General features: G+C 70.0%; 24 protein-coding genes and 1 tRNA gene. 19 read left to right on the top strand and 6 right to left on the bottom strand.

Annotated elements, in window-relative coordinates; all coding sequences use genetic code 11:
- The 18 genes from BFN01_RS15830 to BFN01_RS08525 all read left to right on the top strand — a co-directional run.
- Nucleotides 1-1142, top strand: a 1142-nt coding sequence (locus BFN01_RS15830; RefSeq protein WP_256221089.1) for a hypothetical protein, incomplete at its 5' end; no start/stop codon positions are given.
- Complete coding sequence (locus BFN01_RS08600; protein ID WP_071643565.1) at nt 1142-2179, top strand: HAD-IIA family hydrolase; 1038 nt, start codon at nt 1142-1144, stop codon at nt 2177-2179. The genes BFN01_RS15830 and BFN01_RS08600, both read left to right, overlap by 1 nt.
- 43 nt (nt 2180-2222) lie before the next feature.
- Complete coding sequence (locus BFN01_RS15480; RefSeq protein ID WP_177243835.1) at nt 2223-2390, top strand: hypothetical protein; 168 nt, start codon at nt 2223-2225, stop codon at nt 2388-2390.
- Nucleotides 2387-3184, top strand: coding sequence for a TlyA family RNA methyltransferase (locus BFN01_RS08595; protein ID WP_071643564.1), 798 nt, complete (start codon nt 2387-2389; stop codon nt 3182-3184). The genes BFN01_RS15480 and BFN01_RS08595 overlap by 4 nt, the downstream gene beginning before the upstream one ends.
- Complete coding sequence (locus tag BFN01_RS08590) at nt 3181-4086, top strand: NAD kinase (protein ID WP_071643563.1); 906 nt, start codon at nt 3181-3183, stop codon at nt 4084-4086. Before BFN01_RS08595 ends, BFN01_RS08590 begins: the two co-directional genes overlap by 4 nt.
- Nucleotides 4083-5771 (top strand): DNA repair protein RecN, encoded by a 1689-nt coding sequence (gene recN / locus BFN01_RS08585; protein WP_071643567.1) that lies wholly within the window; start codon nt 4083-4085, stop codon nt 5769-5771. Before BFN01_RS08590 ends, recN begins: the two co-directional genes overlap by 4 nt.
- A gap of 17 nt (nt 5772-5788) precedes the next feature.
- Nucleotides 5789-7486: a CTP synthase gene (locus tag BFN01_RS08580; protein WP_071643562.1), complete on the top strand. Its 1698-nt coding sequence runs from the start codon at nt 5789-5791 to the stop codon at nt 7484-7486.
- Between the two features lie 5 nt (nt 7487-7491).
- The gene (locus BFN01_RS08575; protein ID WP_083428731.1) at nt 7492-8157 is read left to right on the top strand and encodes an NUDIX hydrolase; all 666 of its coding nucleotides are present in this window, start codon (nt 7492-7494) and stop codon (nt 8155-8157) included.
- Between the two features lies 1 nt (nt 8158).
- Nucleotides 8159-9061, top strand: a complete 903-nt coding sequence (xerD, locus tag BFN01_RS08570; RefSeq protein ID WP_071643561.1) for a site-specific tyrosine recombinase XerD — start codon at nt 8159-8161, stop codon at nt 9059-9061.
- Between the two features lie 70 nt (nt 9062-9131).
- The gene (locus BFN01_RS08565; RefSeq protein ID WP_071643560.1) at nt 9132-10022 is read left to right on the top strand and encodes a ParA family protein; all 891 of its coding nucleotides are present in this window, start codon (nt 9132-9134) and stop codon (nt 10020-10022) included.
- On the top strand, nt 10006-10845 hold the full coding sequence (locus BFN01_RS08560; RefSeq protein WP_071643559.1) for a ScpA family protein: 840 nt from the start codon (nt 10006-10008) through the stop codon (nt 10843-10845). Before BFN01_RS08565 ends, BFN01_RS08560 begins: the two co-directional genes overlap by 17 nt.
- Complete coding sequence (gene scpB / locus BFN01_RS08555) at nt 10835-11476, top strand: SMC-Scp complex subunit ScpB (protein WP_071643558.1); 642 nt, start codon at nt 10835-10837, stop codon at nt 11474-11476. The genes BFN01_RS08560 and scpB overlap by 11 nt, the downstream gene beginning before the upstream one ends.
- On the top strand, nt 11473-12291 hold the full coding sequence (locus BFN01_RS08550) for a pseudouridine synthase (RefSeq protein ID WP_083428730.1): 819 nt from the start codon (nt 11473-11475) through the stop codon (nt 12289-12291). The genes scpB and BFN01_RS08550 overlap by 4 nt, the downstream gene beginning before the upstream one ends.
- A complete protein-coding gene (locus BFN01_RS08545; protein ID WP_071643556.1) occupies nt 12288-13412 on the top strand; it encodes a prephenate dehydrogenase in 1125 nt (374 codons plus the stop codon). Before BFN01_RS08550 ends, BFN01_RS08545 begins: the two co-directional genes overlap by 4 nt.
- Nucleotides 13405-14091 (top strand): (d)CMP kinase, encoded by a 687-nt coding sequence (cmk, locus tag BFN01_RS08540; RefSeq protein WP_071643555.1) that lies wholly within the window; start codon nt 13405-13407, stop codon nt 14089-14091. Before BFN01_RS08545 ends, cmk begins: the two co-directional genes overlap by 8 nt.
- Before the next feature lie 2 nt (nt 14092-14093).
- The gene (der, locus tag BFN01_RS08535; RefSeq protein ID WP_071643554.1) at nt 14094-15614 is read left to right on the top strand and encodes a ribosome biogenesis GTPase Der; all 1521 of its coding nucleotides are present in this window, start codon (nt 14094-14096) and stop codon (nt 15612-15614) included.
- A 125-nt stretch (nt 15615-15739) separates the two neighbouring features.
- Nucleotides 15740-16810 carry a Glu/Leu/Phe/Val dehydrogenase family protein gene (locus BFN01_RS08530; RefSeq protein ID WP_071643553.1) on the top strand — a complete coding sequence of 357 codons (1071 nt, stop codon included), beginning with the start codon at nt 15740-15742 and terminating at the stop codon, nt 16808-16810.
- Between the two features lie 53 nt (nt 16811-16863).
- Nucleotides 16864-17790: an NUDIX domain-containing protein gene (locus tag BFN01_RS08525; protein ID WP_071643552.1), complete on the top strand. Its 927-nt coding sequence runs from the start codon at nt 16864-16866 to the stop codon at nt 17788-17790.
- A 17-nt stretch (nt 17791-17807) separates the two neighbouring features.
- Here BFN01_RS08525 and BFN01_RS08520 read toward each other — a convergent pair whose 3' ends face one another.
- The 4 genes from BFN01_RS08520 to BFN01_RS08505 all read right to left on the bottom strand — a co-directional run bounded on the left by BFN01_RS08520 (nt 17808) and on the right by BFN01_RS08505 (nt 20876).
- Entirely contained in the window at nt 17808-19334 is a 1527-nt protein-coding gene (locus BFN01_RS08520; RefSeq protein ID WP_071643551.1) for an HNH endonuclease signature motif containing protein, read from the bottom strand.
- 66 nt (nt 19335-19400) lie between these two features.
- On the bottom strand, nt 19401-19769 hold the full coding sequence (locus BFN01_RS08515) for an RNA-binding S4 domain-containing protein (protein WP_225211419.1): 369 nt from the start codon (nt 19767-19769) through the stop codon (nt 19401-19403).
- Nucleotides 19770-19807: 38 nt separating this feature from the next.
- On the bottom strand, nt 19808-20260 hold the full coding sequence (locus tag BFN01_RS08510; RefSeq protein ID WP_071643549.1) for a hypothetical protein: 453 nt from the start codon (nt 20258-20260) through the stop codon (nt 19808-19810).
- A 31-nt stretch (nt 20261-20291) separates the two neighbouring features.
- Nucleotides 20292-20876, bottom strand: a complete 585-nt coding sequence (locus tag BFN01_RS08505; RefSeq protein WP_071643548.1) for a GNAT family N-acetyltransferase — start codon at nt 20874-20876, stop codon at nt 20292-20294.
- Nucleotides 20877-21020: 144 nt separating this feature from the next.
- Here BFN01_RS08505 and BFN01_RS08500 point away from each other — a divergent pair.
- A tRNA-Pro gene (locus BFN01_RS08500) sits at nt 21021-21094 on the top strand.
- A 246-nt stretch (nt 21095-21340) separates the two neighbouring features.
- On the opposite strand, the gene BFN01_RS08495 is transcribed toward BFN01_RS08500, so the two are convergent.
- Nucleotides 21341-23281, bottom strand: a complete 1941-nt coding sequence (locus tag BFN01_RS08495; protein WP_071643547.1) for a hypothetical protein — start codon at nt 23279-23281, stop codon at nt 21341-21343.
- Nucleotides 23278-23909: tyrosine-type recombinase/integrase (locus tag BFN01_RS08490; RefSeq protein WP_143187205.1), on the bottom strand; the 632-nt coding region annotated here is incomplete at its 5' end. The genes BFN01_RS08490 and BFN01_RS08495, both read right to left, overlap by 4 nt.

Here is a 23909-nt window from a genome sequence, read left to right as displayed (position 1 = left end):
GCCCTTCGCGCGGGCCGCGCCGCGGCGGCGATCGCCGTCCGAGTCGCGATCGCAGTGCATCGGGGGATCGATCCCAGTCGGGTGAGCGTCGCCCCTATAACGACCGGAGCCAGTCGGGTGAGCGTCGTCCCTACGGTGACCGGCCGCGGCAGGATCGCGACCAGGGTTCCAGCGGTTCGTTCCGCGACCGGCCGCGCGGTGGCGTCGACCGCCCGGTCAACGAGTTCGCTCCTGTGCGTGAGCGCATTCCCGAGCCGCCGCTGCCGGACGAGATCACCGCACGCGACCTGCACCCCTCGGCACGCAACGAGCTGAAGACCCTCAGCAAGGAGAATGCAGAACAGGTCGCGCGTCACCTCGCGATGGTCGCGCAGCTCATCGACGACGACCCCGCCCGCGCGCACGAGCACGCCCTCGCGGCCTCGCGTCGTGCTGGTCGGGTGGCCGTCGTGCGCGAGACCCTCGCGATCACGGCATACGGCGTCGGCGACTTCGCGCTCGCCCTGCGAGAGCTGCGCACGTACCGGCGCATCTCCGGCAACGACGACCAGATCGCCCTCATCGTCGACAGCGAGCGCGGTGTCGGACGCCCCGACCGCGCCCTCGAGGAGGGACGCGCAGTCGATCGCGCCTCCCTCAGCCCGGCCGTGCGCGTGGCGTTGGCGATCGCGATGTCGGGCGCGCGACTCGACCGCGGCGAGACGGAGCTCGCACTCGGTGAACTGGAGATCCCCGAGCTCGACCCCGACCGCGCCTTCGAATGGAGCCCCGCGCTGTTCTCGGCGCGTGCCGCGGTGCTCGAAGACCTCGGTCGCACCGATGAAGCCGCGTTCTGGGCGCAGCGCGCCGATGTCGCGGCCGCCGCGCTCGGCCACGACGGCGAGTTCGACGAGATCATCGTGGAAGACGGCCTCGTCGAGGACGTCGAGGACGTCAACGACACCGAGACCGACACCGACGCTGGCAGCGGTTCTGACGCCGATGCACCCGAGCACGATGTCGATTCTGCCGATTCGCCCCGCGAGCCCGAGGCACACCCCGAGTCCGAGTCCGAGTCCGAGTCCGTGCCCGTGCCCGAGTCCGAGGCACAGCCCGAGTCCGAGGAAGCCTCGACCCCAAAGCGTTCGGAGTCCGATCACTGATGGCACTGTTCCGCCGCGCCACCCAGGCATCCACCCCACTCACCGGACGCGACGCGGTCCTCGCCGACCTCGACGGGGTCGTCTACGCAGGACCGCACGCGCTGCCGCACGCGGTGGACAGCCTCAACCGCGTCGCTCAGGCGATGCGCCTCGGCTACATCACGAACAACGCCTCGCGCACCGATGCCTCGGTCGCCGAGCACCTCACCAGCCTGGGACTGAGCGTCGCGCCCGCTGACGTCGTGACCAGCCCCCAGGCGGCGATGCGCCTGCTCGCGACGATGGTGCCGGCGCCCGCGACGATCCTGATCGTCGGGGGAGAGGGGCTCGTGGTCGAGGCGGAGAAGGCCGGATACACGGTCACCCGCAGCGCGGAGGACTCCCCGGCTGCCGTCGTGCAGGGGTTCAGCCCGGATGTCGCGTGGACCGATCTCGCCGAGGCGGCGTTCGCGCTGAAGGTGCCCGAGGACGAGGGCGGGATCCCGTGGATCTCCACCAACACCGACTGGACCATCCCGCGCGAGCGCGGCGTCGCCCCGGGCAACGGCACGCTGGTCTCCGCGGTGCACACGGCCATCGGCCGCCTGTCGGTCGTGGCGGGCAAGCCCGAGACGCCCATCTTCGAAGAGGCGATCGCGCGCTTCGACGCGCAGCGTCCGCTGTTCCTCGGCGACCGGCTCGACACCGACATCATGGGCGCCGTGCGTGCCGGTATCGACTCGGCGCTCGTGCTGACCGGCATCGACCGTCCCAAGCATGTGCTCGCCGCCCCGCAGGGGTCGCGGCCCGATTACATCCTCGCCGACCTGCGCGACCTGCACGCGCCGTACCCCGCGACGACCGAGAAGGACGGCGTGTTCACCGTCAACGGCGCGTCGGTGCGCATCGCGAACGGCGACGTGCAGATCCTTTCGGAGGGCTCGGCGCAGATCGACCTGCTGCGCGCAGGAGCGACGGCCATCTGGGCGACGGGGCTCGCGATCTACGCCTTCCGTGTGCCCGAGAAGCTCTACGCCGATCCTTTCCACAGGCCCTGAGAGTCGCGGCTGCCGCGTCGGCACCGCGGGCTACAGTTGACGGATGGAGCACACGCGAGACGAGCCGACCGATGCGCTCTGGAGCAGACTGCGCCTGATCGAGAGTCAGCCCCTCGCCGACCGGGCCGACGCGTACGGCGCGATGCACGATGAGCTGATGAAGCGCCTCGAGAGCACCCCGCGCACCGACTCGGCGCACGGCACCCGATGACCCGCCTCGACGCCGCCCTCGCGGCCCGGGGTCTTGCCCGTTCACGCACCCACGCGGCATCCCTCATCGCCGACGGACTGGTGAGCGTCGACGGACGCACCATCGTCAAGGCATCCACGCCCGTCGCCGACGAAGCCGAACTCCGGGTCGACGGCGGTGACCACTACGTCAGCCGAGCCGCCCACAAGCTGATCGCCGCGCTCGACGGCTTCGCGATCCTCGTCGACGGGCGTCTCGCCCTCGACATGGGAGCCTCCACCGGCGGGTTCACCCAGGTGCTGCGCGAGCGCGGTGCACGGCGGGTCCTCGCCGTCGACGTCGGACACGGGCAGCTCGCCGCGCAGATCGCCGCCGACCCGGGCGTCACCGCGGTCGAGGGCTTCAACGTGCGCCACATGACCGCGACCTCGCTTGCGGACGCCACAGGTGAGGCCCAGCGTCCCGACCTCGCCGTCGGAGACCTGTCGTTCATCTCGCTCGACCTCGTGCTGCCGGCTGTCGCCGAGACGATCGCGGGCGATGCCGACGTCGTGCTGCTCATCAAGCCGCAGTTCGAGGTCGGCCGCACCGCGGTGAAGGGCGGCCTCGTCACCAGCGCCGCGGCCAGACTCGACGCCGTCGAGCGCACGCTGTGGAGCGCACACGACGCCGGCCTCGGGATGCTCGGCATCCTGCCCTCGCCGATCCTCGGCACGCACGGCAACGCCGAGTACCTCGTGCACCTCGCGCCCGGGCGGGGAACGGATCCGTCAGAATGGTCGGAGCAGATCGCACACGTGGCAGGAGGACGATGAACGCGCGCCCCATCCTGGTCGTCGCCCACGCCAAACGGCAGGACACGGTCGCCGCGGCGCTGCGCGTCGTCGACGCGCTGCGAGGCGCAGGGGCGACCCCCGTGCTGCCGGCCGAGGATCACCGCGAGTTCGTCGCTCTCGACGAGCGCTTCGCCGACGTCGCCCTGCTCGGCGCCGATGTCGCGACCGATGACCTCGAGCTCGCCATCGTCCTCGGCGGCGACGGCACGATCCTGCGCGCGGCGGAGCTCGTGCGCGGCTCGGGCGCCCCGGTGCTGGGGATCAACATGGGCCACGTCGGATTCCTCGCCGAGATCGATCGCGACGACATGGACGCCGCCGTCGCCAGGGTCATCGACCGCGACTACGACGTCGAGGAGCGCCTCGCCCTCTCGGTGCGGGTGAAGGATGCGCACGGTGCCGTCGTCTACGAGACATGGGCGCTCAACGAGGCGACCGTCGAGAAGGCCAGCCGCGAGCGCATGATCGAGGTGGTCATCGAGATCGACGGTCGTCCGCTGTCGAGCTTCGGCTGCGACGGCATGGTCGTCTCGACCCCGACCGGCTCGACGGCCTACAACTTCTCCGCCGGTGGACCCGTCATCTGGCCGACCGTCGAGGCCATCGCCGTCGTCCCGCTGTCGGCGCACGCCCTCTTCGCCAAACCGCTCGTGGTGGGTCCGGAGGCGTCGGTCGCGATCGAGATGCTCGAGCGCACCGACGGCAGCGGCATCCTGTGGTGCGACGGCCGCCGGTCGCACGAGCTGCCGCCGGGCGCGCGCGTCGTCGTGCGCCGCTCGTCCCAGCCGGTGCGGCTGGCCCGTCTGCATCCGACCGCGTTCACCGATCGGCTGGTGCGCAAGTTCCAGCTGCCGGTCGCAGGGTGGCGGGGGGCGTCGTGATCGACGAGATGCGCATCCGCGGTCTCGGTGTCATCGACGACGCCGTGCTGCCGCTCGGCGCCGGGTTCACCGCGGTGACCGGCGAGACCGGCGCAGGCAAGACCATGGTCGTCACGGGCCTCGGTCTTCTGCTGGGGGCCAGGGCCGACTCCTCGGCGATCCGCGCGGGGGCTGCGCAGGCATCCGTCGCGGGGGTCTGGACGGTGCCGCCGCAGGGACCGGTGGCCGACATCGTCACCGACGCCGGCGGCGAACTCGAGCCCGCGGGGGACGCTGCGGAACTGTACGTCTCGCGCACGCTCAGCGCCGAGGGGCGCAGCCGCGCGAGCGTCGGCGGCCGTCCCGCCCCCGCCGGCGTGCTCTCATCGCTCGCCGAGGAGCTCGTCGTCGTGCACGGGCAGTCCGATCAGCTGCGGCTGCGTTCCGCCGCCGCCCAGCGCGACGCCCTCGATCGCTTCGGCGGCGAGCCGATCGCTGCTGCCCTGGCGACGTACCGGGAGCGCTTCAGCCGGTGGCGGGAGCTGGATGCTCAGATCACCGAACTCACCGAGAACCGCGACCGGCGCGCGGCCGAGGCGGCTCTGCTGCGCGATCAGCTCACCGAGATCGAGCAGATCGATCCGCAGCCGGGCGAGGACGTCGAGCTGAACGAGCGCGCCGAGCGCCTCGCCAACTCCGAGGAGCTGCGGCTGTCGGCATCCGTCGCCCGATCCGCGCTGTCGAGCGAGGAGGGCGACCCCGACGTCACGGCTCTGCTCGCCGAGGCGCGACGCTCGCTCGAGCGCAGCGCCGACCCGACGCTCACCGGGATAGCCGAGGCGCTGGCCGATCTGGGCTATCGCGCCGCGGATCTCGCCCAGCAGCTCTCCGGCTATCTCGCCGACCTCAACGAGTCGGGCCCGCACGAGCTCGCCGCCGTCGAAGAGCGTCGTGCCGCGCTCGGTGGCCTGATCCGACAGCACGGCTCACTCGATGAGGCCCTGCAGATCTGGCAGACGGGGTCGCTGCGCCTCGCCGAGCTCGACGACGACGGCGACCGCGTCGAACGGCTCGCCGCCGAGGCCGACAGCGCCCGCGCAGCCCTGGATGAAGCCGCCGCAGCCCTCACCGAGGTGCGCACCGCCGCCGCCGTGCGGCTCTCCGCTGCGGTCACCGAGGAACTGCACGCCCTCGCCATGCCCGATGCGACGCTGGAGGCACGCGTCTCGCCCGGGGCGGAGTCCGCGCACGGGCGCGACGACGTGGCCATCCTGCTCGCCCCGCACCCCGGTGCCGAACCCCGGTCGGTGTCGAAGGGCGCCTCGGGTGGCGAGCTGTCGCGGGTGATGCTCGCGATCGAGGTCGTGATCGCGGGCACCGACCCGGTGCCGACGTTCGTCTTCGACGAGGTGGATGCCGGTATCGGAGGCGCCGCCGCCATCGAGGTCGGCCGCAGGCTCGCCCAGCTGGCCCGGAACTCGCAGGTGATCGCCGTCACCCACCTCGCTCAGGTCGCCGCGTTCGCGAACAACCACCTCTCGGTCGTGAAGTCGAACGACGGCGCGGTGACCGCCTCCAGCGTCACCCGGCTGGACGGCGCGCAGCGCGAGGCCGAGATGGCCCGCCTGCTCTCCGGGCTCACCGATTCCGACGCCGCGCTCACCCACGCCCGCGAACTGCTGAGCCTCGGCTCGGCGATCAACTGATAGGATAAAAGCCCGTGATGAACTCTTCAGTTGCGGCGCCAGACAACGACACCAGCTCCTTCACCACGAAGCACATCTTCGTGACGGGCGGTGTCGTTTCCTCGTTGGGCAAGGGGCTCACCGCAGCCAGTCTCGGCAACCTGCTCACCGCCCGCGGGCTCCGCGTGGTGATGCAGAAGCTCGACCCGTACCTCAACGTCGACCCGGGCACCATGAACCCGTTCGAGCACGGCGAGGTGTTCGTCACCGACGACGGCGCGGAGACCGACCTCGACATCGGACATTACGAGCGCTTCCTCGGCATCAACCTGTCGCGCGCGGCCAACGTCACCACCGGGCAGATCTACTCCGAGGTCATCGCCAACGAGCGCCGTGGCGACTACCTGGGTGCGACCGTGCAGGTCATCCCGCACATCACCGACGAGATCAAGCGCCGTATGCGCCTGCAGGCCACCGAAGAGCCGCAGCCCGACATCATCATCACCGAGGTGGGCGGCACGGTCGGCGACATCGAGTCGCAGCCCTTCCTCGAGGCGGCCCGCCAGCTGCGTCACGAGCTGGGTCGCGACAACGTCTTCTTCGTACACGTCTCGCTCGTTCCCTTCATGGGCGCCTCCGGCGAGCAGAAGACCAAGCCGACCCAGCACTCCGTCGCGGCGCTCCGCCAGGTCGGCATCCAGCCCGACGCCCTGGTGCTGCGCAGCGACCGCCCGGTCAGCGCGAGCAACCGCAACAAGATCGCCCTGATGTGCGACGTCGACGCCGAGGGCGTCATCAACACCGTCGACCTGCCGAGCATCTACGACATCCCGTCGACGCTCAACGACCAGGGCCTCGACGCGTACATCATCCGTCGCCTCGGTCTCGGCCGCGCAGGTGAGGTCGACTGGACGCGCTGGAACACCGTGCTGCACGCGGTGCACAACCCGAAGCACGAGGTCACGATCGGCCTGGTCGGCAAGTACATCGACCTGCCTGACGCGTACCTGTCGGTCACCGAGGCGCTCAAGGCCGGCGGCTTCGCGCAGGAGACGAAGGTCAACATCCGCTGGATCCCGTCCGACTCCTGTCAGACGCCGGAGGGTGCCGCCAAGGCCCTCGGCGACGTCGACGGCATCTGCGTGCCAGGGGGCTTCGGCATCCGCGGCATCGAGGGCAAGCTCGGCGCGCTGAAGTTCGCGCGCGAGCAGGGCATCCCGACGCTCGGCCTGTGCCTGGGTCTGCAGTGCATGGTCATCGAGTACGCGCGTGACGTCGCCGGCATCGAGGGCGCCTCGTCGACCGAGTTCGATCCCGACACCGCAGAGCCGGTCGTCGCGACCATGGCCGAGCAGATCGAGATCCTCGACGGGGGAGACCTGGGCGGCACCATGCGCCTCGGCCTCTACGAGGCCGCCCTCGCCGAAGGCTCGCTCGCCCGTGATCTGTACGGCGCGCCGACGGCCGCCGAGCGCCACCGTCACCGCTACGAGGTGAACAACGCCTACCGGCCGCGTCTGGCCGAGGCCGGTCTGGTGTTCTCGGGCGTGAACCCCGACCTCGACCTCGTCGAGTACGTCGAGCTGCCCCGCGACGTGCACCCGTTCTACATCGCCACCCAGGCGCACCCCGAGCTCAGCTCGCGCCCCACCGCACCGCACCCGCTGTTCCGCGGTCTGGTCGGTGCGGCCATCGAGCGCCACCGCGCCAGCGAGCTGTTCACCGAAGACGCCTGATCCTGATGCCCACTCCAGCCGCCGCTGTCGCGTCGCCCGGAGCCTCCGGGCACGGGGCCCCCATTGACGGGCCGTCATCGAGTCGGTCGGACGACTCTCTGGCAGACGAGCCGTTCGAGCCCGAGGTCCTCTCCAGCGACCTCGCGTTCCACGGCGCGGTCTGGGATGTCCGCGATGACCGGGTGCGCTACGGCGACGGCGAGATCCGTCGGCAGTACGTCGCGCACACCGGTGCCGTCGCCGTCGTCGCGCTCGACGAGCGCGAGCGGGTGCTGCTGATCCAGCAGTACCGGCATCCGATCCGTCACCGCGACTGGGAGCTGCCCGCCGGCCTGCTCGACGTGCCGGGTGAGGACCCGACCCGAGCCGCCCAGCGCGAGCTCGCCGAAGAGGCCGACATCGTCGCCGAGCACTGGGAGCACCTCGTCTCGGCGTGGACGACACCCGGTGGCAACGACGAGATGATCCACATCTATCTCGCGACCGGGCTCTCCGATGCGGACCCGCACGAGCGTCTGGACGAGGAGGCCGACATCCGCGTGGAGTGGGTGCCGCTCTCGGATGCGGCCGACGGGGTTCTCGCCGGCCGGCTGCACAACGGCATCCTGAGCATCGGCGTCCTCGCCGCCGAGCGCCGCCTGCGCGCCGGGCGGCTGCTCGACGAGCGCTGACGTGCGGCTCGAGCGGGCACTCGACGCGTACCTGCGTCACGTCACGATCGAGCGCGGCCTCTCCGAGCACACGGTCGCCGCCTACCGGCGAGACCTCGCCGGCTACGTCGACTGGCTGAGCGAGCAGGGCATCGAGACCACGGATGCCATCGACCCGCGCACCGTGACGGCGTTCATCGCCGACCGCGCCGGCGCCGACCCTCCGCCGGCGGCGACCAGCCTCGCGCGGCTGCAGTCCGCGGTGCGGGGGTGGCACCGCTTCCTCGTCAGGGAGGGGATCGAGACCGCCGATCCGACCGGACGGCTGCGCCCCCCCAAGGCGCCGCAACGTCTGCCCAAGGCGCTCACCATCGAGCAGGTCGAGCGTCTTCTCGCCGCCCCGTCGGCGGACGAGCCGATCGGGATGCGCGATCGCGCGCTGCTCGAGCTGCTGTACGCGACGGGGGCGCGGGTGTCGGAGGCCGTCTCGCTCGACGTCGACGACCTGGCCTACGGTGACGTGCTGCGGCTGCGCGGCAAGGGCGACAAGGAGCGCATCGTGCCGGTCGGGTCGTACGCGCGCGCCGCCGTCGACGCCTACCTCACCCGGGCGCGCCCCGGGCTGGCGGCGAAAGGCAGGGCGACGGCCCGCCTGTTCCTGGGCGCGCGAGGGGCGCCGCTGTCGCGGCAGAGCGCCTGGCTCGTCATCCGCGCCGCCGCTGAACGCGCCCAGATCGACGCCGAGGTGTCGCCGCACACCCTGCGGCACAGTTTCGCGACGCACCTGCTGCAGGGCGGTGCGGACGTGCGCGTCGTGCAGGAGCTGCTCGGCCACGCCTCGGTGGCGACGACCCAGATCTACACGCACGTGTCGGTGGATGCCCTGCGAGACGTGTACGCGACGTCGCACCCGCGGGCGCGCTGACCGTTCGCCGCGTGCCGACCCGGCTCGAGGCCGCCCGGCGGATACAATCGAGCGAGCACGAAGGAGAAGGATGGCGGACAAGGTGACGAAGAGCAGGTCGAAGGCGACGAAGGGTGACGACACCCCCATCGGCCCGACCGGTCGTCCCTACCAGGGGTTCCCCACACCCGCGCCGCTCGCCTCGCACGGCCCGGCGCGCATCATCGCGCTGTGCAACCAGAAGGGTGGCGTCGGCAAGACGACGACCTCGATCAACCTCGCCGCCTCCCTCGCCGAGTACGGCCGTCGGGTGCTCGCCGTCGACTTCGACCCGCAGGGTGCGCTGTCGGCCGGCCTGGGCATCCAGACTCACGACGTGCCCACCGTGTACGACCTGCTGCTGGACACCAAGCGCGACCCGCGTGAGGCGATCGTGCACTCGGCGGTGCCCAACCTCGACGTGCTGCCGGCGAACATCGACCTGTCCGCAGCCGAGGTGCACCTCGTCAACGAGGTGGCTCGCGAGACGATCCTCTCCCGGGTGCTGCGGCACGTGTCGGGCGAGTACGACGTCATCCTCATCGACTGCCAGCCGTCGCTCGGCCTGCTCACGGTGAACGCGCTGACCGCGGCACACGGCGTGCTCATCCCGCTCGAGTGCGAGTTCTTCGCCCTGCGCGGTGTGGCGCTGCTGATCGAGACCATCGACAAGGTCCGCGACCGGCTCAACCCCGCCATCGAGCTCGACGGACTGCTCGCCACCATGTACGACCCGCGCACGCTGCACTCGCGTGAGGTGCTCGAACGCGTGGTCGAGGCCTTCGGCGACGACGTGCTCGAGACCGTGATCGGTCGCACCGTGAAGTTCCCCGACGCGTCGGTGTCGGGCGTTCCCATCACCGAGTTCGCGCCCGAGCACGCCGCAGCACAGGCGTACCTGCGACTGGCGCGGGAGCTGGTCGCCCGTGGCGCCGTCGCCTGAGGATCTGAGGCAAGCCGACGCCGTTCGCGGCGCTGAGCCGGTCGACGCGTTCCGGGTCTCGCTGTCGAACTTCGACGGCCCGTTCGATTTGCTGCTCACCCTCATCTCCAAGCACGAGCTCGACATCACCGAGGTGTCTCTGAGCCGCGTCACCGACGAGTTCATCTCGTACCTGAGAGAGCTCGACGGCGACGCCGAACTCGACCAGGCATCCGAATTCCTCGTCGTGGCCGCGACCCTGCTCGACATGAAGATCGCCGGGCTGCTGCCGCAGGGGGAGCTGGTGGATGCCGAATCGGTGGCGCTGCTCGAGGCACGCGACCTGCTGTTCGCCCGTCTGCTGCAGTATCGCGCGTTCAAGGAGGTCTCGGCGTGGTTCGCCCGTTGCCTGCAGCGCGAGGACCGCCGGCACGTGCGCGCCGTGCCGCTCGACGAGAAGCATCGCAGCTGGACGCCCGAGCTGGTCTGGACGCTGACGCCGGCCGACTTCGCCGCGCTGGCCCTGATGGCGTTCACTCCGAAGGAGCTGCCGACGGTCGGGCTCGACCATCTGCACGCGCCGCTGGTGAGCATCCGCGAGCAGGCCGCGATCGTCGTGACGCTGCTGCGCAGCACCGAGTCGCTGACCTTCCGTGAGCTCGTCGCGGGCGTCAGCGAGCCCGGCGTCGTCGTCGCCCGCTTCATCTCGGTGCTCGAGCTGTACCGTCACGCCGCGCTGTCGTTCGAGCAGCTCGAGCCGCTGGGCGAGCTGACTCTGCGCTGGTCTGCGGAGAGCTGGTCGGATGAGCAGCTGGCCACGTTGGGAGCTGACTATGACCGATGAGACGGATGCCCGCGCCGTGGATCCCGTCGCAGAACCGGATTCCCCTCAGGAATCAGCGAGCGACGCGCCCCAGGGCCCGCCGCTCGCCGAGCGCGTCGAGGCGATCCTGCTGATCGTCGACGAGCCGATCTCGCTCGTCGCTCTGGCCGCTGCCGTGCACGCGCCCGTGCCCGCGGTGCGGCAGGTGCTCGAGCAGCTGGTCGCGGACTACGACGGCCGCGGCCGCGGTCCGCGCCGCGGGTTCGAGCTGCGCGAGGTCGGGGGCGGCTGGCGGCTGTACGTGCGCGACGACCACGACGACCTGGTCGCGGACTTCGTCGGCGGTCAGGCGCCGGCGCGCCTCTCCCAGGCGGCTCTCGAGACGCTCGCCGTGATCGCCTACAAGCAGCCCGTGACCCGCGCGCAGGTGGCATCCATCCGCGCCGTCAACGTCGACTCGGTGGTGCGCACGCTGCTCGCGCGCGGGCTCATCACCGAGCTGTTCACCGACTCCGAGACCGGCGCGATCAACTACGGCACCACAGACCAGCTGCTGCAGCACCTCGGCATCAACTCGATCGACGAGCTGCCGCCCATCTCGCCGCTGCTCGACGACGGCGCCGACGGATTCGAAGAGGGAATGATCCGATGAGCACTGACCGACCCCCGATGGACCAGCCCGAGGGCATCCGGCTGCAGAAAGCGCTCGCGAACGCCGGTGTGGCCTCTCGCCGCGTCATCGAGCAGTACATCGTCGAGGGGCGCATCCGCGTCAACGGCAGGACGGTCACCGAGCTCGGCACCCGCATCGACCCCGACACCGACCTGATCGATGTCGACGGCACCGCTGTGCAGCTCGACGTGTCGAAGCGCTACGTGATGCTGAACAAGCCGACCGGCGTGGTCAGCACCATGAAAGACGAGAACGGCCGGCCCGACCTGCGCCGCTTCACGAAGGAGTGGCCCGAGCGACTGTACAACGTGGGGCGACTGGATGCCGAGACCAGCGGCCTGCTGATCCTCACCAACGACGGCGACCTTGCCCACGTGCTCGCGCACCCGTCGTTCGGCGTCACGAAGGTGTACATCGCCAAGGTGTCCGGCACCGTCACCGCGCAGACGATCGCCCAGCTGACCCGCGGGATCGAGCTCGAGGACGGCCCGATCAAGGCCGACAAGGCACGCCTCCTCGATGTGTCGCTGGGGTCGAGCCTGGTCGAGCTCACGCTGCACTCCGGCCGCAACCGCATCGTGCGTCGCATGATGGCTGCGGTCGGGCATCCGGTGGACGAGCTGGTGCGCCGGCAGTTCGGGCCGCTGCACCTGGGAACTCTCCCGGTGGGCAAGGCGCGCGAGCTGACTAAAATCGAACGAGGCGCACTGCTGACCCTGTCGCGCCAGGATTCCCCGGCGCCCGCTGCCTCCGAGCAGCGTCGAGCGCACGACAGCCCTCAGGAGAACGAGTGAGCGATTCCCACGATGCGCGCGCGAGGCAGAACGCCGCGCGGCTCTCGGGGACGGTGCGCGTCGTCGGGGCCGGGCTTCTGGGCGCCAGCATCGGTCACGCGCTGCGCGCCAAGGGCGTCGACGTCGTGCTCGCCGACGCCTCGCCGTCGCAGCTGCGGCTCGCGATCGACTACGGGGCAGGGCGCGCCGCACGTGAAGACGACGCACCGCGGCTGATCGTCGTCGCCGTCCCGCCGGACGTCACCGCCGACGTCATCGAGGCCGAGCTGACCGCGCATCCGGATGCCGTCGTCACCGACGTCGCGAGTGTGAAGCTCGAGCCGTTCGACGAGCTGCGCCGCCGCGGCATCGACCTCACCCGCTACATCGGCTCACACCCGCTCGCCGGGCGCGAGCGCGGGGGAGCGATCTCCGCACGCGCCGACCTGTTCATCGGCCGGCCGTGGGTGGTCTGCCGCGATGAGCAGACGCGCCCCGCCGACCTCGCTCTGGTCGAGGCGCTCGCGCTCGACGTCGGCGCACTGCTGCTCGAGATGACGCCGCAGGAGCACGATCGCGCCGTCGCGCTGACCTCGCACGTCCCGCAGGTGGTCGCGAGCCTGCTCGCCGGTCGCCTGGCCGAGGCCGACGAGGGCTCGCTGCGCCTTGCCGGCCAGGGCGTGCGCGACACGACCCGGATCGCCGCCTCGGCGCCCGAGCTGTGGGTGCAGATCCTCGGCGCGAACGCCGCGCCGGTCGTCGAGCTGCTCGATGCCCTCGCCGGCGACCTCAGGGAGGTCGCCGACGCGCTGCGGGCACCGGACGCGCCCGGTGCCCGCCGTGCGGTGGCAGACGCCATCCGCCAGGGGAACGAGGGCGTCGAGCGGCTGCCGGGCAAGCACGGGCAGAACCGTCGCTTCGAGACCATGGTCGTCATGGTCGACGACACCCCCGGCCAGCTGGGCCGCCTGTTCGGCGAGCTCGGCGAGCTGGGCGTGAACGTGGAGGACCTGCGTCTGGAGCACTCGCCCGGCGCCCAGTTCGGTCTCGCCGAGATCAGCGTGGCTCCCGCTTCGCTGCGCGGCGCCATCGAAGGACTGGAAGAACGTGGCTGGCGGATTGCGGGGAACACCAATGACTGATGCTTCGAAGTTCATCGCGATCGACGGACCCGCCGGTTCCGGCAAGTCCAGCGTGTCGAAGGAGATCGCCCGCCGCGAGGGCTACGGCTACCTCGACACCGGGGCCGCGTACCGGGCGCTCGCCTGGCACGTCCTCGACCGCGGAGACGACACGGTCGATGCCGATGCGGTTCGCGCCGCGGCATCCGCCTTCCCGTTCTCGCAGGGACTCGACCCCGACGACCGGATCGTGCGCGTCGGCGACGTGGACGTGACCGCGGCCATCCGGGAGCCGCGCGTGTCGAATGCCGTCAGCGGCGTCGCCCGCGTGCCCGAGATCCGCGTGCAGGTGAACGAGATGTTCCGCCGCATCGTCGCCGAGTCGGAGTACCCGGCCGTGATCGTCGAAGGACGAGACATCACCACCGTCGTGGCGCCGGACGCGCCCGTGCGGATCCTGCTGACCGCAGCGCCGGAGGTGCGCGCCGCCCGGCGCGCCGGCGAGCTCGCCGGCGAGAACGCCGCGGTCGTCGCGGAGGCGCTGCATAAGCGCGACGCATCCGACAGCACCGTCGTCGACTTCCTCAACGCCGCCGAAGGCGTTGACGTGGTCGACTCCACCGAACTTGATTTCGCGCAGACCATCGACGCCGTGCTCACGGTGATCGCCCAGCGGCGCGACGCTGACAGAGGAGCTTGAACATGGCCGATGAAGAGTACACCGGCGCCCCGGACGATCTCGCCGAGAAGATGGCCTCGCTCGACGAAGACTTCGCCGAGCAGCGCGCCACGGCGATGCGCGCGTCGCTCACCGACTACGAGCTGGAAGAAGACGACGCCGCGCTGCTGGAGGGCATCGCCCTCGGTGAGGACGGCATCGAGTACTCGCCGGCTCTGCCCGTGGTGGCGATCGTCGGCCGCCCGAACGTGGGCAAGTCGGCGCTCGTGAACCGCATCCTCGGCCGCCGCGAGGCGGTCGTGGAGGACACCCCGGGCGTCACGCGCGACCGGGTGACCTACAAGGCCGAGTGGAACGACCGTCGTTTCTCGCTCGTCGACACCGGCGGGTGGGAGCCGGACGCCAAGGGCATCGATCGCTCGGTCGCCGCCCAGGCGGAGGTCGCGATCGACCTGGCCGACATGGTGCTGTTCGTCGTGGACGCGAAGGTGGGCGCCACGTCCACCGACGAGCACGTCGTCAAGCTGCTGCGCAAGAGCGGCAAGCCGATCTTCCTCGTCGCGAACAAGATCGACGACGCGCGCCAGGAGCCCGAGGCTGCACCCCTGTGGAACCTCGGCCTCGGCGAGCCGCGCCCCGTCTCGGCCATCCACGGCCGCGGCGTGGCCGACCTGCTCGACCTCGTGATCGCGAAGCTGCCCGAGGTGTCGGCTGTCGCGAAGGCGGAGATCGGCGGCCCGCGTCGCGTAGCCATCATCGGGCGCCCGAACGTGGGCAAGTCGTCGCTGCTGAACAAGGCCGCGGGCGAGGAGCGCGTGGTCGTGAACGACCTCGCCGGCACCACCCGCGACCCGGTCGACGAGATCGTCGAGATGGGCGGCCGGATGTGGCGTCTGGTCGACACCGCGGGCATCCGTCGGCGTGTGCACCTGCAGCAGGGAGCCGACTTCTACGCGTCGCTGCGCACCTCGGCCGCCCTCGAGAAGGCCGAGGTCGCCGTCGTCGTGCTCGACGTCTCGCAGTCGATCAGCGTGCAGGACCTGAACATCATCGACATGGTGCTTGAGTCGGGCCGTGCGCTCGTGCTCGCGTTCAACAAGTGGGATCGCCTGTCTGACGACGACATGGAGAACTCCGATCGTCGCCGCTACCTCGAGCGCGAGATCGAGCAGGACCTCGCGCACGTCGCGTGGGCTCCGCGGGTGAACATCTCCGCGAAGACCGGTCGGCACCTCGACAAGCTCGTGCCCGCTCTCGAGCAGGCGCTCGAGAACTGGGACCGCCGCATCCCCACCGGCAAGTTCAACGCGTTCATCACCGAGCTCGTCGCCGCGCACCCGCACCCGCTGCGTGGGGGCAAGCAGCCGCGCATCCTGTTCGGCACCCAGGCGTCGACGCGTCCGCCGACGTTCGTGCTCTTCACGACCGGATTCCTCGACCCGGGCTACCGCCGGTTCGTGCAGCGTCGCCTGCGTGAGCTGTACGAGTTCGAGGGAACCCCGATCGTCATCAACATGCGGGTGCGCGAGCGCCGACAGCGCTGATCGGTCGGCTCCTCGAGCACGGCTCTTGGGTCCCTGAGCCCGTCGAAGGGATAATGGCGTCGGGTGCCGCAACACCGCGGCATCCGACGCATCGCCCACGAGGCCCCGCACGATTCGAGGATGCAATGTCGCACACGCTGCCCCTGCCCGATTTCACCCACGAGCGCGTGGAGGTGACGACCGGACGACGCAGCGGGCTGTTCATCGCCGTGGCGCTGCATTCGTCGGTTCTCGGCTCCGCCCTGGGCGGCGCGCGGCTGTGGACCTACCCGCACTGGAGCGACGCCCTCGGCGACGCGCTGCGGCTGTCGGCGGCGATGACGCTGAAGAACGCCGCTGCGGGGCTGGATGCCGGGGGCGGCAAGTCGGTGATCGGGCTCGCGCCCGGCGAGACCCTCGACGCCGAGCGTCGTCGGGACGCGTTCCTCGACCTCGGCGACGCCGTCGAGCTGATGGGCGGTCTGTACCGCACCGCGGAGGACGTCGGGTCGACGACCGATGACATGCTGACGGTCAGCGAGCGCACGCAGCACGTCGTCGGCCTGCCCTCCGCCGTCGGCGGATCGGGGGAGCCGGCAGGCCCCACCAGCCTCGGGGTGTACGCCTCGCTGCAGGCGGTTCTCGAGCGGGTGACCGGATCGGCGGATGCTGCCGGGCGGCGCATCACGATCTCCGGTCTCGGTCAGGTGGGTGGCCGCCTGGCGGTGCGACTCGCCGAGCAGGGCGCGCAGCTGACCGTCACCGACATCAACCCCGCGCGCCGGGCGTTCGCCGACGAGATCGGTGCGACCTGGGTCGAGCCGGGCGCCGAGCATCTCGTCGCCGGCGACGTGTTCGTGCCCGCCGGGATCGGCGGCGTGCTGACCGACGAGATCATCGACGCCCTCGACGTGAAGGCCGTGTGCGGCCCGGCGAACAACCCGCTCGCCGATCGTTCGGGTGCCGATCGGCTCGCGCAGCGCGGTGTGCTGTACGCGCCCGACTTCGTCGTGAACGCCGGCGGAGTGATCTATCTCGACCTCGAGGCGAAGCGCATCGGCTCCAGCGAGGAGATCATGCACCGTGTCGCCGGGATCGGCGACACGGTGCGCCGGATCCTCGACGACGCGGATGCCCGCGGCGTGACGCCGCTGCTCGCCGCAGAGGAGCTCGCCGCGTCGCGCCTGCGTGCGGGGACGGCGGTCGGCGCACGCTGACTCTTCTCGACCTGCTCGCGCCGAAGGGCGTCACGACATGAAAAGCTGGGGGAGTGACGATCGTTCCCCCGGCCCCTGATGAGCCGCGACGCCCGCTCGGCCCGCAGAACGCGGGTGATGCGTGGGTCGTCGCGCCGACGGGCGAGAAGTACTGGGGCAGGTTCGGAGCGGCGGGCGTGCTCGCCGTCGATCCTGAGCGTGGGGTGCTGCTGCAGCACCGCGTCGGATGGAGTCATTTCGGCGGCACCTGGGGCATTCCCGGAGGGGCGCTGCACGAGGGCGAGTCCGCACTCGACGGCGCCCTGCGGGAGGCGCAGGAGGAGGCGGGTATTCCCGACGGCGCGCTGCACGCGCGGTTCGCGCGGGTGCTCGACCTGCAGATCTGGTCGTACACGACCGTCGTCGCCGACGTTCTCGCGCCGTTCGATCCGGTGATCAGCGATCCCGAGAGCCTCGCCCTGGAGTGGGTGCCGGTCGAGGAGGTCGACAGGCGTCCGCTGCACCCCGGTTTCGCCGCGTCGTGGCCCCTGCTGCGTTCGCTGTTGAGCGTGCACCCCGCGATCGTCGTGGACGCAGCGAACGTCGCGGGGTCGGTGCCAGACGGCTGGTGGAAGGACCGCGCGGGTGCCGCGACGCGCCTGCATGAGCGGCTGTCGAGCTGGGCCGCGGACGGCGTGGACGCCGGATCGCTCGGCCTCGAGGCCGACCGCTGGTTCCCGCCCGTGTCGATGGTCGTCGAGGGCGCGGCGCGCGCGATCCCGGATGCCCGGCATCAGGCACACGGGGCCCGCGTCGCAATCGTGCGAGCCGCCGGGGCCGGAGATGATGCGATCGTCGAGGAGGCCCGCCGTCTCGTCGCAGACGGTTCCGAGGTGATCGCCGTGACCAGCGACCGGGGCCTGGCCGTGCGACTCGACGAGGTCGACGCTCGAGTCGAGTCGGCCGGCTGGCTGCTGCGCGAGATGGATGCCCGCGGCTGACCTGCGAAGGCTCTCGATCAGAACGGCGGCCGCTCGGTCGGATCCTGATCGACCTCGTGCGGCGCACCCGGTGCATCCGGAGGCTCGACAGACGGCACGAACATCACTCGCCGGCTGGGTCTGTCTCGATAGCGGCGTCCGTTCGGACTGATCCATTCGACCGAGCGATCCGGAAGCTGACGGGCGTACCACCGATGACTGTCGGGTATGTCGGGGTGCTTGATCGGATGATGTCTGCCGCAGAAGTGCGCGAGATTGTCGATGTGCGTCTTCCCGCCCAGGGCCCAATCCTCGTTGTGGTCGGTCTGGCACCGGTGGATCGGGGTACGGCATCCCGGGAAGCGGCAGTACTGGTCACGCGCTCGCAGGAATCGCCGCATCTGCTCGGTCGGGGTGTATGTGTCGGTCTCGACCACCATTCCGGAGGGATCGAGGAAGAGGCGAGTCCAGCCGGTGCGCTGGCCGGCGAGTGACCGCGCCACCTCGGGCAGCAGCGGCCCTACTCCATCGAGCTCGGCAGGGCGATCGTCTTCGCCGGCGAGCGTCGTGGCGGCGACCGTCACCTGAATCGTCGCGCGGATGCTCTCGAGCCCCGTACCGTGCGCCTCGGTCGGCGTCGACGCGAGCAGCAGGTCGGTGAACAGGTCGGCGCGCAGCTGATCCATCGTCCTTGCGTCATCCGGCACGTGGATGATGCACGGGCTGTCGTCGTGGAATCTCGGGTCGGGAGGCAGATCGAACGGATCGGCGGTGAAGGTGTGCGATCCGAAGATCGCGCCCTCGGTCGGATCGGCGTCCGGCATCCCGTCGCCCACCGGAAGCAGGGTCTCGGGGTCGAGGCCGACTTCTTCCGGCTCCGACGGACCGAATTCCGGTCGGCGATCTTCCGGGTGCTTCAGCATATGCCGAGCCATCTTGGTGAGCCGGTCGACGATGGCCAGTCCCAGGTGCTCGGGCAGCACCGCCTGCAGAAGCACGAGCCCGTCGCCGATCGAGCGCACGGTGATCGTGCGCTCGGTGGCGGCTCGCTCATGCTGCTCGACGACGGTCGACCCGGCTAGCGCGGCGGCGAGGCGTCGCGCCTGCGCGCGGGTGCGCGTTGCGGTGTCGTTCTCCGCTGTCTCGAGAGCCGCAGCTTCGTAGAGCATCAGGGTGCCGGCCTCGACGACACCCGTCTCGATCGCCTCGTGAACAGGCGCGGCCTCGCGCAGGATCTCCCGCACATGCCCCGGCGTGATCCGACCGGCCGCGAACGACTCACGCACCGCGCCGAACTCGGTCGCCAGCAGATGAGCGTCGGTGAACGCGAAGGTCATCGAACCCTGCGACACGTGGCCTGCGGCCGAGTACTCGGCCATCATCGAGCGCTCGATGGCATCCCGATGCTGCGGAGCGGCCGCCACCTCTTCCTGCCAGAGCTCCCACCGGCGGGCGAGCAGCGTCGACGCCTCGGCCTGCAGCATCGCGATCTCGCGCTGCTTGGCCGACCACTCGTCGAGCAGCGCCGTGCGCCGTTCGATCAGTGCGTTCCACCCGTCGTCCATGCATCCAGATTAGAACATACCTACGACATTCGTCGGGGTCGGTACGGATCTGTGGATAACTCGGGGTCAGTCCTCGTGCGAATCCCGACCGCGCAGCCGGTCGATCTCGCGCCTCTCGCGCTTGGTCGGCCGCCCGGCTCCACGGTCGCGCACGGCCAGCATGGCCGACGGCTCGCGAGGGGGAGTGCGGTCCTCGTACGCCGTCACCGCGACGGGGGCGCCGACGCGCTTCGACAGCGTCTGCTTGACGACGAGGATCCGATCGAACCCCGACATGCGCACCCGCACCTCGTCGCCCGGCTTCACCGTCTGCGCGGCCTTCGTGCGCTCGCCGCCGACACGCACGTGACCGGCACGGCATGCCGTCGTGGCGGCCGAACGGGTCTTGTAGATGCGTATCGCCCACAGCCAGCTGTCGACGCGCACGGGTTTCATGGCATCCATCATCGGTCGGAAACAGGGGTGAGGAGCGATCAGCCCTCGACCGTGACCTCGCCGATGCTGCCGTCGACGCCGAGGTGCACGGCGGGCCAGTACCCCTCGGGGAAGTGCCGCCCGCACGAGTCGGTGAAGTGCAGCACCGTCGCGTCGTCGGTGATCTCGACGGTGTCGAGCACGAGATCGGCGGCTCCCTCATCGAGCTCGGTGGTGGACGGCGCGCTGTCGCTGAAGTGGGTGATGACAGCGTCGGATGCCCGGCGCCGGATCTCATCGAGATCCTCGACCACACGGTGCGCGCGGGGGACGAGCGTGCGCACCGCTTCGACGTCGGCGCCGTCGATCATCAGCTCGATCTCGCGACCGTCGATCGTCAGCGCACCCGAGAACCAGTCGTGCGTGACGACGTCGCCATCGTCGAGCGTGGTCTCGGCGCGGGAGAGGATGCCGAGTTCCGGATCTTCGATGGTCGGATGCGTGGTGCTCATGCGGTTACCGTAGCGCCTGAGCGCTCCACGATCAGTCGGCCAGCCCGCGCGTCATCAGGACTCGCCGTGCGGTGAGGTCGCGGCCTCGTTCGAAACCGGCCGCGAGGAAGGTGGTGGCGGTGCCGTGGTACAGGTCGTTCGATCGGTGCGAGCCGGTGGAGGTGTCGACCGGATACGCCTCGATCAGGCGTGCGCCGGACTCGCGGGCGTAGTCGAGAGCGGATGCCAGCAGTCGAGCGGTAAGTCCCCTCCCGCGATGCTCCCGCCGGACGACGAAGCACGTGACCGCCCATACCGACTCGTCATCGAGTGGTTCGGTGGTCGCGGAGACGATGGCGCGGGTGTGCAGGATGCGCTGCTGCACGGTGCGCGGTCCGACCCGGACCCATCCCGCAGCCTCGCCGTCGGCGTACGCGATGAGCCCCGGGGGAGGGCCGGACGCGATCTCGTCCCGCAGCATGTCGCGTCGCTGCTCGGGTGTCGTCGTCTGCCAGACCCTGTTGCGCACGATGGGCCAGATGCACTGGCAGCCGACGCCGTCGCCGCCGCCGGAGAGGGAGTGCTGCACGTCGTCCCATCGGGCGATCGTGGCCGGTTCTGTGATGATCCTCGCCATGCCGGCACGCTACGCCGGGGTGTGGACATCGGCAACGGATGCATGCTCGAGACGGCGTCCGCCACGCCCGGCGGTGCCGGTTCGCGGTGGCCGAATCCGTCGGCTACGATAGTGGAGTTGCCCGCGCGAAAGCGCGGACTGCCACGGGCTGTGGCGCAGCTTGGTAGCGCACTTGACTGGGGGTCAAGGGGTCGCAGGTTCAAATCCTGTCAGCCCGACCGAATGGGCTGTTGGCAAAACTGATTGCAGAACAGCTGGATAAAAGGGAAGGGCGCCTGCTTCGAGCAGGCGCCCTTCCTTTTTTCGTGCTTTCGAAGTCCGACGGTGATTCACATTGACCGCGTCGGACGGTTTCTACGGTGAAAGCAGAAACGCGCCCGGTTTTCGGGCGCGTTCGATTGTCTTGGTGTAGCAGAGAGCGTGCCGGCCGTGCTGCCGGCGGTGTGATCAGCGAGCGCAGAGGGTCATGTGCGCATCGGCATCATCGTGAGAATGCCGCCGTCCGGGTTGCCTGGGGGAGCTGATGTTGCTGTTTGGCCGCCCCGGGGGATGGTGAGGTCGCCGCTGCCGGTGGTCTTGGTGTACCGGTTGGCCCAGACACGGTCTCGGCGGCGGAGGGTTTGCACGCGCGGGGAGGTGCGTGCACGTTCGATCTCTTGGTCGCTGAGGAAGGCGGCGATCTTGCGAAGGTTGTGGTTGACGATGAGGAGCGTGACGAGGATCTGTGCTGCGGCGATTCCGCGGACGCGGCGGCGGCGCGCGGTTGCGATGTCCTCGTCGCCGGATGCCTTGAGCTGCTCGTTCTCGGACTCGACGGAGTTACGGGCGTGGTCGTGGAATGTCTCCCATTCTTCGCTGCCGTAGTCGAAGGCCTGCTGCGGCGCCTGCATCTCGGTGAGGTCGAAGGCTGCGGAGTGCTGCTTGCAGATGGTGTCAAGGAACTCCTCTTCCAGCGTCTCCGGCTCCACTGCGGGGCGGTTCTTCTTGGCGGCTGTGCGCATCATCTCTCGCAGTGGGCAGGTCACCGTGGGGCTGGGACCCAGGGCGGGGCACCGCAACAGGACCTTGCCGTTGCCTTTTGCCTTGTCCTTCACGTGGAGGCGGTAGGCCTTCCGCTCTTCGAGTCGTGCGCGATACGTCTCGACGTCGATCTGCTTGTCGAGGAAGTCTTTCGTCGCGTTCAGGAGCGGTGCCGGGGTGCTGGGGCAGTAGACGTCGCCTTCGACGAACAGCCCGCCGTGTTCGCCGCCCCTCACGCCGACGCGGTCGCTGCGGTAGTCGGTCGACGGGGTGAACCCGATCTTCAACGCGGGCTTCAGCAGGCGGAACGGCTTGGCGTTTGCCCAGTGCTGTTTGTCGGCGTCCGCGATGCCGGGGGCGAGATCGAGGGTCGGTGCCGATTCGAGCAGGCGCGTTCCTTCTTCGGCGACCTCCATGTTCGGGATGCTGAGCGATGCGGCGACCACGAGGTGGCGGAAGCGCTTGGACCCGGGCTGTTCTGCGTCAACGCGGACGGCGAGGTTCGCCACCCAGCCCCAGTCGTAGTTCGCCCATTCGCCGCGTCCGGGAGCGGTCTGGTCGATCTCGCCTTTCTGGTTGTCGACTCGCTCGCCCTTGCCGCTCTTCACGTGCCACCCGGCAAAGGCGTTCACGGGACCTGGGCTCCTCTCGCCGAGGTTGGCTCCGCGTTCGGCCTTGACCTTGCTCGCAAGGTGCTTGCGGCTGTAGCCCCTGGTCGTCGGGGTGCCGATGTAGGTCTGGTCGAACGCGACATCCATCTGCTTTGTGGCGCGTCGGACGGCGCGGGGCTGCGCCATGAACGTCATGCGAATGAACAGCCGGGTGTACTCGTCGAGCCGTGCCTTGTACTTCTCGGCACGCTGTTCGTCGTGGTTTCGCAGGATCTCCTGTATCTGCGTGTAGGTCTTGGCGGTGTAGAGCTCCTGCGGGTACGGGTCCATCAGCTTCTTCATCCGGTAGAATGCGCGGATCGTGTTCGTGTACCAGCGCTTGGTCGTGGGGATGTGGGTGGCGAAGCTCACCGGCGACTCGGGAAGGTCCAGAAGCTCGCGCGACGGTGCGGAGAGTCGGTGTTGCAGCACGTACGCCGCGCGTCGAATGTGCAGCGGCGAGCCCTCGTGGGCGAGGAGCAGGAGGGCGACGAGGAGAGCGCGGATAGAGATCATCGCGGGGCGGCCGCCCATGCCCTCAGCGTTGGAGTCCTCAGCTGCCCAGCGGTCGAGCTGCTCGAGGATCCCGGACTGCCGAACGCGGGTCTCGAACACCGTGACGGTGGAGTCGTCGAACTTCTGCAGGTTGCGGCCGCGGCCGAGGATCTCCGTCTCGGTGATGCCGCACTCCTCATCGTTTGAGGCGCGGTAGTAGTCGATGTCGGTGGAGATCATCGGGTGACCTCCGCTCCGACGAGCTGCGCGGTGAAGTCGTTGACGTCGAGCACGTGTGCGTGCTGGTAGTAGCGCACGAGGGTCGCGTAGTGCTCGATCCCGGCGACGTCGCGGAGCACTTGCAGTGGGACATTGTTGTTGATGTGGTGCAGCAACCATGCCGCGCGCAGCGCTGCCGGAGTCGGGCGTACGGGGGCGGGGTGGTCGGTGAGGAACGACTGGATGATGCGCGGCGGATACTCTTCGATCCGCGGGCCGCGGAACACACGCTCGCTCGCGTCTAGACGACCCTCGATGCTGCGCAGCAGCACCCGGGCCCATGCATGCCGCACGGGCACGCGACGGGCTCTCTTCCCCGAGACCGCCACGAACACGACGTCACCCTCGCGCAGGATGTCAGAGACACGGACTTCGACGATCTCGGCGGCGGTCAGACCGGCGCCGCCGGCCAGCCCGAGAAGAGCCTGCGCGTTCTGTCGCTTCCTGACGGTGGTGAGCGAGTTCGCCCAGCTGTGCATCGACGCGATCTGCTTCGGCGCGAACGGCGAGCGGACCTTCCCGTTCGGTGCCGAGATCGCGATCAGGTCAGCATCGGCAAGCTCCCGACCGATCTTCACCAGCTGGCGCG

Origin of the sequence: Microbacterium sp. AR7-10, assembly GCF_001878835.1 — a bacterium.
Lineage (GTDB): Bacteria > Actinomycetota > Actinomycetes > Actinomycetales > Microbacteriaceae > Microbacterium > Microbacterium commune.
Note: the sequence above shows the minus strand (reverse complement) of the source record. Positions and strands in the feature narration are given on the sequence as shown.

Excerpts from the sequence above, each read along its gene's own strand:
- BFN01_RS08600 (WP_071643565.1), top strand. The coding sequence starts at position 1,142 with ATGGCACTGTTCCGCCGCGCCACCCAGGCATCCACCCCACTCACCGGA.
- BFN01_RS15480 (WP_177243835.1), top strand. The coding sequence starts at position 2,223 with ATGGAGCACACGCGAGACGAGCCGACCGATGCGCTCTGGAGCAGACTG.
- BFN01_RS08595 (WP_071643564.1), top strand. The coding sequence starts at position 2,387 with ATGACCCGCCTCGACGCCGCCCTCGCGGCCCGGGGTCTTGCCCGTTCA.
- BFN01_RS08590 (WP_071643563.1), top strand. The coding sequence starts at position 3,181 with ATGAACGCGCGCCCCATCCTGGTCGTCGCCCACGCCAAACGGCAGGAC.
- BFN01_RS08580 (WP_071643562.1), top strand. The coding sequence starts at position 5,789 with ATGAACTCTTCAGTTGCGGCGCCAGACAACGACACCAGCTCCTTCACC.
- BFN01_RS08575 (WP_083428731.1), top strand. The coding sequence starts at position 7,492 with ATGCCCACTCCAGCCGCCGCTGTCGCGTCGCCCGGAGCCTCCGGGCAC.
- BFN01_RS08565 (WP_071643560.1), top strand. The coding sequence starts at position 9,132 with ATGGCGGACAAGGTGACGAAGAGCAGGTCGAAGGCGACGAAGGGTGAC.
- scpB (WP_071643558.1), top strand. The coding sequence starts at position 10,835 with ATGACCGATGAGACGGATGCCCGCGCCGTGGATCCCGTCGCAGAACCG.
- BFN01_RS08550 (WP_083428730.1), top strand. The coding sequence starts at position 11,473 with ATGAGCACTGACCGACCCCCGATGGACCAGCCCGAGGGCATCCGGCTG.
- cmk (WP_071643555.1), top strand. The coding sequence starts at position 13,405 with ATGACTGATGCTTCGAAGTTCATCGCGATCGACGGACCCGCCGGTTCC.
- der (WP_071643554.1), top strand. The coding sequence starts at position 14,094 with ATGGCCGATGAAGAGTACACCGGCGCCCCGGACGATCTCGCCGAGAAG.
- BFN01_RS08530 (WP_071643553.1), top strand. The coding sequence starts at position 15,740 with ATGTCGCACACGCTGCCCCTGCCCGATTTCACCCACGAGCGCGTGGAG.
- BFN01_RS08520 (WP_071643551.1), bottom strand. The coding sequence starts at position 19,334 with ATGGACGACGGGTGGAACGCACTGATCGAACGGCGCACGGCGCTGCTC.
- BFN01_RS08515 (WP_225211419.1), bottom strand. The coding sequence starts at position 19,769 with ATGAAACCCGTGCGCGTCGACAGCTGGCTGTGGGCGATACGCATCTAC.
- BFN01_RS08510 (WP_071643549.1), bottom strand. The coding sequence starts at position 20,260 with ATGAGCACCACGCATCCGACCATCGAAGATCCGGAACTCGGCATCCTC.
- BFN01_RS08505 (WP_071643548.1), bottom strand. The coding sequence starts at position 20,876 with ATGGCGAGGATCATCACAGAACCGGCCACGATCGCCCGATGGGACGAC.
- BFN01_RS08495 (WP_071643547.1), bottom strand. The coding sequence starts at position 23,281 with ATGATCTCCACCGACATCGACTACTACCGCGCCTCAAACGATGAGGAG.